This window comes from Acetobacter sp. JWB (assembly GCF_003323795.1).
Lineage (GTDB): Bacteria > Pseudomonadota > Alphaproteobacteria > Acetobacterales > Acetobacteraceae > Acetobacter > Acetobacter oryzifermentans.
The window spans coordinates 1,897,638-1,909,634 of the sequence record NZ_CP030871.1 but is presented as its reverse complement, the minus strand read 5'-3'; the positions used below and the strand labels follow the sequence as shown (position 1 = coordinate 1,909,634).

The 11,997-nt window shown below is 52.8% G+C and carries 10 protein-coding genes and 1 tRNA gene; 6 read left to right on the top strand and 5 right to left on the bottom strand.

From position 1 onward, the window contains the following. Window positions 1-115 precede the first annotated feature (115 nt). Complete coding sequence (locus DS739_RS09040; protein ID WP_003625755.1) at window positions 116-319, top strand: cold-shock protein; 204 nt, start codon at window positions 116-118, stop codon at window positions 317-319. 18 nt (window positions 320-337) lie between these two features. Here DS739_RS09040 and DS739_RS09035 read toward each other — a convergent pair whose 3' ends face one another. The 3 genes from DS739_RS09035 to efp all read right to left on the bottom strand — a co-directional run bounded on the left by DS739_RS09035 (window position 338) and on the right by efp (window position 4,870). After that, on the bottom strand, window positions 338-3,316 hold the full coding sequence (locus DS739_RS09035) for an ATP-dependent DNA helicase (RefSeq protein WP_006116441.1): 2,979 nt from the start codon (window positions 3,314-3,316) through the stop codon (window positions 338-340). A 111-nt stretch (window positions 3,317-3,427) separates the two neighbouring features. Beyond that, window positions 3,428-4,258 carry an inositol monophosphatase family protein gene (locus tag DS739_RS09030; protein ID WP_081461451.1) on the bottom strand — a complete coding sequence of 277 codons (831 nt, stop codon included), beginning with the start codon at window positions 4,256-4,258 and terminating at the stop codon, window positions 3,428-3,430. Window positions 4,259-4,303: 45 nt separating this feature from the next. Then, a complete protein-coding gene (gene efp / locus DS739_RS09025) occupies window positions 4,304-4,870 on the bottom strand; it encodes an elongation factor P (protein ID WP_003625750.1) in 567 nt (188 codons plus the stop codon). A gap of 159 nt (window positions 4,871-5,029) precedes the next feature. On the opposite strand from efp, the gene DS739_RS09020 reads away from it, so the two are divergent. After that, window positions 5,030-5,119 (top strand) — tRNA-Ser (locus DS739_RS09020). A gap of 317 nt (window positions 5,120-5,436) precedes the next feature. Continuing rightward, window positions 5,437-6,423: a UDP-glucose 4-epimerase GalE gene (galE, locus tag DS739_RS09015; protein ID WP_006116444.1), complete on the top strand. Its 987-nt coding sequence runs from the start codon at window positions 5,437-5,439 to the stop codon at window positions 6,421-6,423. Window positions 6,424-6,784: 361 nt separating this feature from the next. Here galE and DS739_RS09005 read toward each other — a convergent pair whose 3' ends face one another. Further along, a complete protein-coding gene (locus DS739_RS09005) occupies window positions 6,785-7,348 on the bottom strand; it encodes a DedA family protein (RefSeq protein WP_231621146.1) in 564 nt (187 codons plus the stop codon). A gap of 368 nt (window positions 7,349-7,716) precedes the next feature. Between DS739_RS09005 and DS739_RS09000 the strand changes: the two genes are divergently transcribed. Together DS739_RS09000 and cysE are read left to right on the top strand one after the other, a co-directional pair. Next, window positions 7,717-8,967: a UbiH/UbiF/VisC/COQ6 family ubiquinone biosynthesis hydroxylase gene (locus tag DS739_RS09000; protein WP_081461448.1), complete on the top strand. Its 1,251-nt coding sequence runs from the start codon at window positions 7,717-7,719 to the stop codon at window positions 8,965-8,967. A gap of 2 nt (window positions 8,968-8,969) precedes the next feature. Next, window positions 8,970-9,839 carry a serine O-acetyltransferase gene (gene cysE / locus DS739_RS08995; RefSeq protein ID WP_003625733.1) on the top strand — a complete coding sequence of 290 codons (870 nt, stop codon included), beginning with the start codon at window positions 8,970-8,972 and terminating at the stop codon, window positions 9,837-9,839. 84 nt (window positions 9,840-9,923) lie between these two features. On the opposite strand, the gene DS739_RS08990 is transcribed toward cysE, so the two are convergent. Next, window positions 9,924-10,262, bottom strand: coding sequence for a P-II family nitrogen regulator (locus DS739_RS08990; protein WP_003625731.1), 339 nt, complete (start codon window positions 10,260-10,262; stop codon window positions 9,924-9,926). Between the two features lie 278 nt (window positions 10,263-10,540). On the opposite strand from DS739_RS08990, the gene DS739_RS08985 reads away from it, so the two are divergent. Next, window positions 10,541-11,881 carry a UDP-glucose/GDP-mannose dehydrogenase family protein gene (locus tag DS739_RS08985; protein WP_006116447.1) on the top strand — a complete coding sequence of 447 codons (1,341 nt, stop codon included), beginning with the start codon at window positions 10,541-10,543 and terminating at the stop codon, window positions 11,879-11,881. Window positions 11,882-11,997: the final 116 nt, after the last annotated feature.

The following is an 11,997-nucleotide window of genomic DNA, read 5'->3' as shown; positions in this document are numbered from 1 at the left end:
ATTATCGAATTATGATTGACAATTGTGGCTGGTCATGGGGGGATGGGGTATATCCTGAACCGCACACGGTGTGCAGCAGGACAAAACGTTGAGAAGAACAAGGACTATCCCGCTCATGCCGACCGGTACAGTAAAATGGTTTAACGCCACCAAGGGTTATGGCTTTATTGCCCCAGATGATGGCGGTAAAGATGTGTTCGTACATATTACCGCAGTGCAGGCAGCGGGTTTGCGTGGCCTGAATGACGGACAGAAAGTTTCTTTCGATCTGGTTGAAGAACGCGGCAAGCAGGCTGCAACCAATCTGAAAGTAGATTGATTTTTCAGGTAGGGCCGATCAGTTTTGATCGGCCCTTTCTGTATCTGCTAAAAAGGCAGCAAGTTCCCGTGCTGTGTCTGCCAACCCAAGGCGACGAACTTCTACGCCTTCGGGAAACGCGCTGAGCAAGCGGGTAGGGGTGCGCCTGTCTAACAGGACAAATACCCCCCGATCAGACTGGCGGCGAATAAGCCGACCAAAGGCCTGACGTAACCTCAGGCGTGCAATTCGTTCATCAAAAGATTTCGGGTCACCTCCAGAAAGGTGAATACGGCGTTCACGGTGCAGAATATCTGGCCGCGGCCACGGCACACGTTCAAAAGCTACCAGTCGTAGTGCATTGCCGGGCACATCTACGCCATCTCGCATGGCATCAGTGCCTAACAGGCAAGCGTGTTCTTCTGTGCGGAAAATATCTACCAACGTATTGTTGTCCATCGCATCTACATGCTGGGCGTAGAGCGGGAGACCGTTTTCTTCCAATGTTGGGGCAATGCGATCATACACACCGCGCAAACGGGAAATGGCCGTGAAAAGCCCCAATCCCCCACCGCCGGATGCCAAGAAAAGCGTGCGAAATGCGGCTGCCAGATCCACAATGCTGCTGTTGTCTATGTCCGTTACAATATAGGCGCGTGTCTGGCGGGCATAATCAAACGGGCTGGCCAAGCTGGCACGCAGAGGTGGGGAGGGGAAGTGATTGGCCCCAGTGCGTGCTTCAGCGGCTTCCCACGCCTGTTCTGCATTATCGCTATCCGGTTCATTGGTTTGCTGATCACGCAAGGTGGCAGATGTAATCAGCATACCCTGCGCAGGTATGGCCATGATGCCAGCAAATGGAATGGTGGGGTCTAGCCAGTGGCGATAGAGGCCCACATCCTGCTCCCCCATTCTCTGTTTTTCGCGCCGCTCAACCCGGATGAAGTGCACGTGCGAAGGGGTGGTATCGGGCTCAGGTGGTGTGTCTAGTGCGCTCAGCATAGCAATCCACGCATCTAGCCGAGAGATAGCCCTGCGGCGCAAGGCGCGTGTCATGGCCTCTATGCGTCCGCGTGTTGTGGAATCCAGCGTTTCGGCATCTTCTTCCAGGCGGGCGTGCAGGCGTTCCACCAAGGTGCGTAAAGGTTCAACAAGGCGCGTTAAGGCGCGGGCCAGAAGATGTCCGGCTTCTGCCAAGTCTGGCACCAAAGGGTGCAGATCACATTCAAGGGCTGCATAAACGTGCTGTTTTCCACCTTCCTGTGTTCTGGCAAGTGCTTGTTGGCGCAGGAGCCGCAGAAAAACTTCTGTGGGGTTTTCCAAAACCGGTTGAGGCGCTTCTGGTTCAAGCGGAAAGAGCCCGATATCTTCTGGAGGTTCAGGCGGCGGGGGTTCATCCGCCTGTTCTTGCCCTAAGCGTGAAGACCAGCCGGGAGCAGGCAGTGCCGTTGCTGCCATAAGGGCGGCTTCCAAAGGTGTTTCTAGTTTTGGGTGGCCCACAACCAGATCATCCAAGCGCCGTTTTAAGCCGCGCGCGCGGGAGCGCCTACCTTCTGCACCTAGGAGCCAACGCCGTAACTCGGCTGCTTCCAGCCCGGAAAGCTCGGCCGAAAAGGCACTATCTGCGGCATCGGCCAGATGGTGGCCTTCATCAAATACATAGCGGGATGGAGCCGAGGGATCATCCGTTTCATCGGCATCATCGCTCATGCCAGCCTGTGCGTAGGCGGCCTGCGCCATAACGAGAGCGTGGTTGGCAATCACCAGATCTGCTTCGCGCGCGCGGCGGATGGAATGTTCAACAAAACAATGCTGGTAATGGGCACATGCGCCGTGAATACATTCACCGCGTCTGTCTGCTACGCCTATCAGATTCCCTTGGCCAAACAGATCCCCAAACCAGCCGGGCAAGTCTCCGCCAAATAGGTCTCCATCTGCGGTGGCTAAGCCCCAGCGGGCCAGCATGATAAGGGCAATGGTAATACCCGCAGGGCGAGAGGATGCAGTATTAACAGCTTCTTCCATATTCAGCAGGCACAGATAGTTTTCCCGCCCTTTGCGCAATACAACGCGCTGCCGGTGCGTGGTTTGATCCGGGTAGAGCCTGCGAATTTCTTGTTCAATCTGGCGTTGCAGGTGGCGCGTATAGGTGCTGACCCAAACGGCCCCTTTATTCCGCTCGGCCCAAAGGCTGGCAGGGGCAATGTAACCTAAGGTTTTGCCTGTTCCTGTACCAGCTTCTGCCAGCACAATGGCGGGGTCTCCACGCACGTTGCGTGGCTCAAAAGCCCCTGTGGCAACGGATGCAAAGTCGGCTTGCCCAGTGCGGATTTCGGCATCTTCGCCCAGCATCTTGGTAAGCTGCTCGCGCGCCTCTACAGGGGAAATAGGGTGAGACGCAGGAGGCGGAGGAAGAGGCGTTTCCTCCCATTTTGGCAAAAAACGCCAGATACGCAGCGCATCCCCTGGTTGCAGCATGGTTTCGGGCAATTTGCCTTGCGGCGTTAGTTTTTCATGCAGCCCTAAGGTTTCGGCAACTGTACCGCTCCAGATCCATCCTGCTTGGCCAAGCCGTAAAGTCAGGGCAGCAAGATGTTCTGCTGTTGTACCATTGTTCTGGCGCGCCAGATTGGTGAGCAGTAGAGAAAGAAGGCGAGGGAGTAGATCGGCTTCTGCGGCGCCTATATCCTCATTTTGCATTCCCAAGGCCAGTGCTAACCCGCGTGGGGTAGGGGCAACAGATGTGGCTGGGTGCACAAAGGCAAACAGTTCTAACAGATCCAGCCACGGGGCAGGCTGCCCCGGATGGGGTAAATCTAGCCGCCGCGCCAGTGCGGGCGCATGGATAACAAGCGGGCAAGGCATGTTTTGCAGGTTTTGCTTAACATCCTGCGCAGACAAATGGAGAACCTCTCCATCTTCCGTAAGAAGGGAATAGGCTCCCTTATATGCAACCAGTGCTGGGGCATCGTAAGCGGAGGGGAAGGATGTCTGCATGATAAATACTAGATGATCCATTCCGGCGCGGAATGCCAGAGCTAGAAATCAAAAAGCAACATATGAAGAACAAAAAAGCCCACCTCATCAGAACGAGGCAGGCTTTTTAGGTGGTAATCTGGGGCAGAAAAATTAGTTGCCGTCTTTAAGGCTATCTGCCACCACTTCCAGAAGTTTGCTGTGCAGATTGCCGTTACCAGCAACAATCATGACATCATCAGGTAGATCATCCAGATCAACGCCTGCGGGGTCTGTTGCCTGGCCGCCAGCTTCACGCACGATAAGGGCGCCAGCAGCACAATCCCACGGTTTAATGCCGAATTCCCAGTAACCTTCGTAACGCCCGGCAGCTACCCATGCCAGATCCAGCGCTGCGGCACCGAAGCGACGCACACCGGCTACGCGCGGCATAAGAGAACCCAGCACGCGCGCAAATGGCAGACGCATACGCGCAGGCACTTTGGCGAATGGAATGCCAGTGGCAAACAGAGATTCCTGCATGTCACGCCGTGCGGATACACGGATACGCCGTTCGTTCAGATAGGCGCCGGTGCCTTTTTCTGCCCAGAACATTTCACCCGCAGCCGGGTTATAAACCAGCCCTGCTGCCAGTTCGATACGCCCATCTGGCAGGCGGCGCTGCAAGCCAATGGAAATAGCCCAGTGCGGAATACCATGCAGGAAGTTGGTGGTGCCATCCAGCGGATCTACCACCCAACGCCATGTCCAGTTATCGCTGCCAGATTTACCGGATTCTTCCATAAAGAAGGCATAGCCGGGGCGGGCGCGTTCAAGCTCTTCCCGCAGGGTCTGTTCTGCGCGGAGATCAGCTTGGGAAACAAAGTCTCCCGGCCCTTTGATGCTGACTTGAAGCTGCTCGACTTCATTAAAATCGCGCAGGAGACGCTTGGCTGCCTTCTGGGCTGCTGTTTGCATCACCATCATGACGGGGGAGAGACGCATGGCCACTGTAGTTTTGTCCTGCTCTGGAGAGAAAAACGGAAGGGATTAGTCTTTGGCGCGTTCGACGTAGGAACCGTCTTCCGTCCGAACCACAATACGTTCACCCGATTCAATAAAGGGCGGCACCATGGTTTTTACACCATTGGAAAGTTTTGCAGGTTTGTAGGAGGAAGAGGCTGTCTGGCCTTTTACAACCGGATCTGCTTCCACAACTTCCAGCGTAACCTGCGGTGGCAGATCAATACCCACCGGGTCACCTTCAACCAGATGCAGGTTGATGGTCATGTTATCCTGAATGAACGGGGCCTGATCACCCAGAAGATCCACAGGAACTGTCAGTTGGTCGTAGGTTTCTGGGTCCATCAGAACCAGCAGTTCGCCATCGGTGTAGGAATACAGGTATTCCTTGTCTTCCGTCATCAGGCGTTCAACGCTATCAGCGGTCCGCCAGCGTTCGTTGGTTTTATTGCCGGTTTTCAGGTCGCGCATTTCAACCTGAATAAAGGCTCCGCCCTTGCCGGGGGTGATGATCTGCTGCTTCAGCACCGTCCAGCGGCGGCCATCATGCTCAATCACCTGACCGGCGCGGATCAGGTTTGCCTGCTGTTTCATAATTCGTCCCTGAAAGGAATGTCTATTAAGGATGGAGCTTGTACAAGCCTGACGCACGAAGAGCAAGTTTGCTGCACTTGATATATCGTGTTTTCTCCCGCTGGACAGGGTGGCCATATCCTGTTTATAAGGCGGCAGGTCCTCAGATGGATGACATGAGGATGGGTGTCCGAGTGGTTTAAGGAACTGGTCTTGAAAACCAGCGTGCGGGGAACCGTACCGTGGGTTCGAATCCCACCCCATCCGCCATCAAAAGAAAGACTTTTCCCTAAAATCAATCTGTTAAGATATTAAACGTCTGACAGACCGCATCTTGCGCATGTGATCGCAGAGTCTAAAAGCCTTAAAAAATGCTCTGTGAGTTTTTATTGAAAAATGGATTTTTCTAGAAAATTACGCGGCAATTTTTGCATTATGAAAATATCGACGGTACTAAGTGAGCATATAAGTTATCTTGACCGTTTGCTTAAGCCGTTCTGAAGCGGAAATGAAGCGGACTCTTTCCTGGACTTATCAGCAAGATAACCGGGTATGACTTTTTACATTGCACGGAGCGAAAAGAGAGTATGGCTCGTTTTCTGGTAACCGGTGGCGCTGGGTATGTTGGCAGCCACGTTGTTCTTGCCCTGCTGGATGATGGGCACGACGTTGTTGTGCTGGACAACCTGCGCACTGGCCACCGCGCCGCGGTGCCAGAACAGGCGACCTTCGTGCAAGGTGATATTTCAGACATTGATTGTCTGGATAAGGTTCTTTCCTCCGGTACGTGGGATGGTATTCTGCATTTTGCAGCCCTCTCCTTGGTGGGAGAAAGCATGCAAAACCCCATGATGTACATGACAGCCAATGCTGGCTACGGTTTTGGGCTGATTGATGCCTGTGTGCGCCACGGTGTAAAACGCTTTGTGTTTTCCTCCACAGCCAACCTGTTTGGTTCTGCCGGGGAAGGCCCGATTAACGAGGATGCCCCCATCAACCCCGGCTCTCCGTATGGCGAGAGCAAATATATGGTGGAACGCGCCCTGTACTGGGCCGACAAAATTCATGGACTGAAAAGTGCCTGCCTGCGCTATTTCAACGCCGCTGGAGCTGATCCGGCTGGCCGTGCGGGGGAAGACCATCGCCCTGAAACGCATCTGATCCCGCTGGTTATTGATGCCGCCCTGAAGCGTCGCCCAGCCCTTACGCTGTTTGGTGAGGACTACCCCACGCCAGATGGCACCTGTATTCGTGATTATGTGCATGTTACAGATCTGGCGCGTGCCCATCTGGCTGTGCTGCCGCTTCTGAATGATAAAAGCGTGGTGTTTAACGTTGGCACAGGGCGCGGCAATTCCAACCGCGAAATTATTGATGCCGTTGGCCGCGTGAGCAATCTGGAAGTGCCTTGGCAGGCAGGCCCACGCCGCGCGGGTGATCCGGCCAGCCTGGTGGCCAGCCCAGCGCGCCTGATGGAAGCAACAGGTTGGGCGCCAGAATTTACGGATATCGATCGGATTGTGGAAACAGCCTTTAACTGGCGCAAAAACCACCCGCAGGGTTATGGCGCGTAACCTTCTTTTTTCCTGCCTGGTGGCCTTTACCGCTGCCATGCACGCCGCCTTGGTAAGCCATGCCGCCAACGCAGAAGGCCCAGCCTCCTACTGTGCCTGATTCTTTTTCTCGGTAGCCAAACATCCATGTCGCAGGCAGTGGCGGTGCAAAAACTCTGTATTGTTGCCCCATGAATTTTCACGCTGCCAAGGTGACCATTTGTGGCCAAGAAGGCGACATATCAGGCGGGATCTAAACCATCTCATATTGTGTGCTTTCTTTACCTTACGTGTTTGCCAATGGAATTTGGAAAGCGTGCAGAGGCAAAGGCGTTTAGGGTAAAAATTTATAATTTTCTAGGGTAGTATCAGCATACACCTTTCAGGCTGGGGGGAACTGGCCTGTCTTGGCTTCAGCAAGGGCGCGCTGCATAAGCTTTTTCTCGTTCTTTTTAAGGAAGATGGCGCTCCCGATAATGCAGATAATCCCAATAACACCCACGCATGTTCCGACTGTTCCGGACAATTTGGTAATCTGATTGCCCAGAATGTACGTGCCAATAGCATAGCCACCAGCCCAGCAAGTGCCGCCAAGGGCATTAAACAGCATAAAGCGCGGCCAGCGCAATTGGCAGGCTCCTGCAAGCAATGCCACAAACACGCGTGCAACAGAGATAAAGCGCCCAAAGAAAACAATGGCATCGCCATGATGGTGAAACAGATATTCCCCTAACAGGAGGCGATCCGCTGTCAGGCCAATTTTTGCGCCATGTTTCTGTAAAAGCGGTAGCCCAACATGGCGCCCGATCAGATAACCGAAATTATCTCCGATAATGGCCCCCAAAATCGCAGCCGCAGTAATGCCCTCAATACCCAGATGGTGGGTTTTAAGGCTGTAAAGCGCAGCCGTGATAATGCAGGTTTCTGCTGGTAAGGGCAGGCCCATGCTCTCCATCATGACAATGATGGTGATAATTCCATATCCATAATGCTGCAGCAGATAGTCGAGATGCTCAAGCAGGGGAAATAATCCTTAGAGTGTTCAATGAAGCGTGAAAAAGCTGGCAAACCATGATGGAATCCAAAAAAACGGGCTAGTGACTTTCGCGCATGGCAAGATTGCACCTTCAGCCATTATGGATTTGCTGGGTGTTATGTGGATTTTCAGGAGAACCTAACTACCTGTAATGTCATGACTTTTTTGGTTATTTGATACAAATTCATTACAAGAGCAGGGGGCTGGTGTATAGACTGTTCCTGAATTGGAGAAGATGCGCCCCAACGTGTGGCGCTTATGAGCTAAGGAACGAACCTATGCATCAGACAGCCCATGCTGAGCCCGCAGCGGCAGCACACGCGCAGATGCCCATTTCAGATGTAGATGTCTGCATTATTGGTGCTGGGCCTGTTGGGGGAACCTTGGCGTGCCACTTGGCGCAGGCGGGTATCAAAGTGGCTGTGGTGGACAAGGCGGATCTGCCGCCCATGGAAGACCCAGATTTTGATGGCCGGGCCTATGCTATTGCTGCTGGCCCCAAAGCATATCTGGAAGAAGCCGGTGTGTGGGAGGCTTTGCCTCTGCCATCCTGCCCGATTGAGGATATTCTTGTAACGGATGGGCGGCCGGGTGAGCCCGCATCACCGTTATTTCTGGAGTTCACGCGGGAAGATGCCAATCAGCCATTTGGATGGATGATTGAGGCACGTTCTTTGCGTGTAGCGTTAAACGCCAGCCTGCACACTACGCCAGAAATTACACTGCTGGCTCCGGCTGAAGCCAGTATTGTGCGGCATAAGGAAGGGGCAACCGTAACCTTGCATGATGGGCGCAGTTTTAAGGCAAAGCTGATTGTGGCGGCTGATGGGCGTAAAAGCCGTTTGCGTTCTCAGGCTGGCATTCCGCTTACGCGCTTGTCTTATGGGCAAACGGCTATTGTTTGCGCCATTGCGCATGAATTCCCGCATGATAACAGCGCGCTTGAGCATTTCCTACCCGCAGGGCCATTTGCGCAACTTCCTTTGCCAGGGAATGAAGAACACCCTTACATGTCCGCTATTGTCTGGAGCGATCATGATGGCTTGGCAGAGCGTTTTGCCGCATTGCCGGACGATGTGTTTGCCATGCAGCTTCAGCGCCGGATGGGCAATAATCGTTTAGGGCAGGTCAAGCCTGTGGGGCGGCGGTGGACGTATCCTCTGTCTGCCCAGTATGCCCAACGTTATACGGATACCCGCATGGTTCTGGTGGGAGATGCCGCGCATGGTATCCATCCCATAGCCGGGCAGGGGCTTAATTTGGGTTTTCGCGATATTATTGCGCTAAGCAAGATTTTGATTGCAGCACATCATCACGGCAAAGATCTGGGAGCGCCTGAGTTGCTGGCGCGTTATCAGGCAGAATGCCGCCCAGCCAACATGCTTATGCTTGCAGCAACCGATGTGCTGGACAGGCTGTTCAGTAACAATAATCCAGTTTTAAGGTTTGCGCGTGATGTGGGTATTGCGGGGGTGAACCGTTTGCCCGCCCTGCGTAAAGCCTTTGTAAAGCACGCTATGGGATTGTAAAAATGGATGCAGCAACGCATGACGGCGCTCAGGCTGCCGTCAAAGCCAGCCATTTTGATGAAGACAGCTCAATCTGCGCGCCTCAGCTAAATGTTCTGTGGCAACAGATGACACAGCAGGCCTGTGTTTGCCATGATCCGTTGGTGAAAGGGTTGCTGGCGACAGGCGTGCGCAGTCATTCAGATTTTTCTTCTGCACTGGCGGCGTTGATCGGGCGCAAGTTGGGGGATCGGTCTGTGGCATCCGATGCTTTGGCGGAGCTTGTTAAAGAAGGCTTTGATGCAGAGCCGGATATTGTATGTGCCGCCGCGGCTGATCTACTGGCGATTCGAGAAAGAGATCCCGCCTGCCCGGATTTTGTAACGCCGTTTCTGTTCTTTAAGGGCTATCAGGCAGTTCAAACATATCGGGTGGCGCATTGGTTGTGGGCAGAGGGGCGGCGGCATCTGGCGTTACATCTGCAAAGCCGCGCATCGGAGTTGTTTGCTGTCGATATTCACCCATCAGCGCGCCTTGGGCGGCGTATTTTATTCGATCACGGTACGGGCATTGTTGTAGGGGAAACCTGCATTATCGAAGATGATGTTTCCATTCTGCAAAACGTCACACTGGGTGGCACAGGCAAGCATTCTGGAGACAGGCACCCTAAGGTGCGGCGTGGCGTGTTGATTGGTGCCGGTGCCAAGGTTTTGGGGAATATTGAAATTGGTGAGGGTGCCAAAATTGGAGCTGGTTCCATTGTGCTGGAACCCGTGCCGCCCTTTACAACGGTTGTAGGTAACCCAGCCCGTAAGGTTGGTGTGCGCCATACCGGGCGCATGCCCGCCCTGAATATGGATCAGACACTGCCGCCAATTGATTATATTATTTGATTGGAAGCAAAAGGACATTACTGAAGGGAATATATTTTCCTTCAGTAATGTATTTTTAAAGTAACGTAGCGCGTGAAAACTTGCTTACAGAGCACTTTCGCCAGATTCTTTGGTGCGAATACGCACAGCGCGTGAAATATCACTTACAAAGATTTTGCCATCACCAATTTTGCCAGTATGCGCTGCTGTGGCAATGGCCTCCACAACCATGTCTTCCATGTCATCTTTGATAACAATTTCAACCTTGATCTTGGGCAGAAAACTGATGCGATATTCTGCACCACGATAAATCTCGGTCTGGCCGCGTTGCCGACCAAAGCCCTTCACTTCAGAAACTGTTAACCCCTGAATGCCTAAAGGGGCCAGAGCTTCGCGCACGTCATCAAGTTTGAAAGGCTTGATAATCGCAGTAACCAGTTTCATGCGCTCTTTACTCCATTAAATGTCCGTCTATTCCGTTTCGATAGTGACATATTAAATTGACTTGCGCTAGGCGAATATTTGGTGAGCGTAAATGTGAAGGCTCAGCTTGGCGTATAGGCGCATGCCTTTCATTTTTCGGGGTGTAAACGGGGGAAAGTAACAGGCAAAAACCAATATTTACCTTTTCACATTGCGTATGTTGGCTGCACAGGGCATTGATGCCGCTGTTGAGTTCCCCTGATATTTGTACATAAAGCAGGGTGTGACCTTATGGCAGGATGGGAGAGTTGCTCGTGCGTATAGCCATGATTGGTGGCGGATATGTTGGACTGGTTTCCGGCGCATGTTTTGCTGAATTTGGGCTGCATGTTGCTGTGGTGGAAACAAATCCAGACCGCCTTTCTGCTTTGCGCGAAGGTCGTATCCCTATTTATGAACCGGGCTTGGATGTGTTGGTTGAAACCAATGCACGTGCCGGACGCCTGACTTTTGGGGATGATATTGCACAGGCTGTTGCTGGCGCAGAAGCTGTTTTTATTGCCGTGGGCACGCCGCCACGGAATGGGGATGGTGCAGCAGATCTGCAATATGTACACGCAGCGGCCCGGCAGATTGCACAAGCTCTTACCGGCTATGCCGTTATTGTCACCAAATCCACAGTGCCAGTGGGCAGTAGCCGTAGAATAGCTGAAATTATTCGCGCCACCCGCCCGGATCTGGATTTTGATGTAGCCTCCAATCCTGAGTTCCTGCGTGAGGGCAGCGCTATTGATGATTGTATGCGCCCAGATCGGGTTATCATCGGGTTGGATCAAAAACAGCCAGAACGCGCACGCCGTGCCGAAGCTGTTATGCAGCGGGTTTATGAACCGCTGAAGAAAATTGATGCACCATTGGTCTTTACCGGTCTGGAAACGGCAGAGCTGACCAAATATGCGTCCAACTCCTTTTTGGCCATGAAGATTTCTTTCATTAATGAAATGGCCGATCTGTGTGAAAAATTAGGGGCCAACGTGCAAGAGTTGGCTTACGGAATGGGGCTGGATGATCGTATTGGCAGCCGCTTTTTAAATGCTGGCCCCGGTTATGGTGGTTCCTGCTTCCCCAAAGATACGCTGGCTCTTTCCCGCATCGCGCAGGAAGCCCAAAGCGGGTGTCGTTTAGTAGAAACCACAGTGCAGGTGAATGAGGCTCGTAAAGCTGCCATGGCGGGCCGCATTATTGCGGCGTGTGGTGGTTCGGTAAACAATAAGACCGTGGCTGTACTGGGCCTGACCTTCAAGCCTGAAACAGATGATATGCGGGAATCAGCTTCCATTCCCATTTTGCACCGTTTGGCTGAGGGCGGGGCACGCTTGCAGGCTTATGATCCGGTTGGCATGGATGCCGCCAAATCTCTTTTGCCACCAGAAACAACATACTGTGAAAATGCGTTGGCAACCGCACAGGATGCTGACGTTTTGGTGGTTTTAACAGAGTGGGAGCAGTTCCGATCCATTTCACCAGATGCTTTGGCGCAACGTATGCGAAATAAAATTATTGTAGATTTGCGCAATATTTTTGATCCTGCTGTTATGCGTGAATCTGGTTTTTCGTATCTGTCTGTTGGGCGTCCGTAACGCCATACAGCAGCGCAATGCTTAGAAAGCCGTGGCCTAGAGTAAGGGCCACGGCTTTTTTTATGGAACCTATTTTAATTGCACTTGCAATTTTTATGTGAACAAATATAGAACAG

Excerpts from the sequence above, each read along its gene's own strand:
- DS739_RS09030 (WP_081461451.1), bottom strand. The coding sequence starts at position 4,258 with ATGCGTCTCTCCCCCGTCATGATGGTGATGCAAACAGCAGCCCAGAAG.
- efp (WP_003625750.1), bottom strand. The coding sequence starts at position 4,870 with ATGAAACAGCAGGCAAACCTGATCCGCGCCGGTCAGGTGATTGAGCAT.
- DS739_RS09040 (WP_003625755.1), top strand. The coding sequence starts at position 116 with ATGCCGACCGGTACAGTAAAATGGTTTAACGCCACCAAGGGTTATGGC.
- galE (WP_006116444.1), top strand. The coding sequence starts at position 5,437 with ATGGCTCGTTTTCTGGTAACCGGTGGCGCTGGGTATGTTGGCAGCCAC.
- DS739_RS09000 (WP_081461448.1), top strand. The coding sequence starts at position 7,717 with ATGCATCAGACAGCCCATGCTGAGCCCGCAGCGGCAGCACACGCGCAG.
- DS739_RS09035 (WP_006116441.1), bottom strand. The coding sequence starts at position 3,316 with ATGGATCATCTAGTATTTATCATGCAGACATCCTTCCCCTCCGCTTAC.
- DS739_RS09005 (WP_231621146.1), bottom strand. The coding sequence starts at position 7,348 with ATGGGCCTGCCCTTACCAGCAGAAACCTGCATTATCACGGCTGCGCTT.
- DS739_RS08990 (WP_003625731.1), bottom strand. The coding sequence starts at position 10,262 with ATGAAACTGGTTACTGCGATTATCAAGCCTTTCAAACTTGATGACGTG.
- DS739_RS08985 (WP_006116447.1), top strand. The coding sequence starts at position 10,541 with ATGGGAGAGTTGCTCGTGCGTATAGCCATGATTGGTGGCGGATATGTT.
- cysE (WP_003625733.1), top strand. The coding sequence starts at position 8,970 with ATGGATGCAGCAACGCATGACGGCGCTCAGGCTGCCGTCAAAGCCAGC.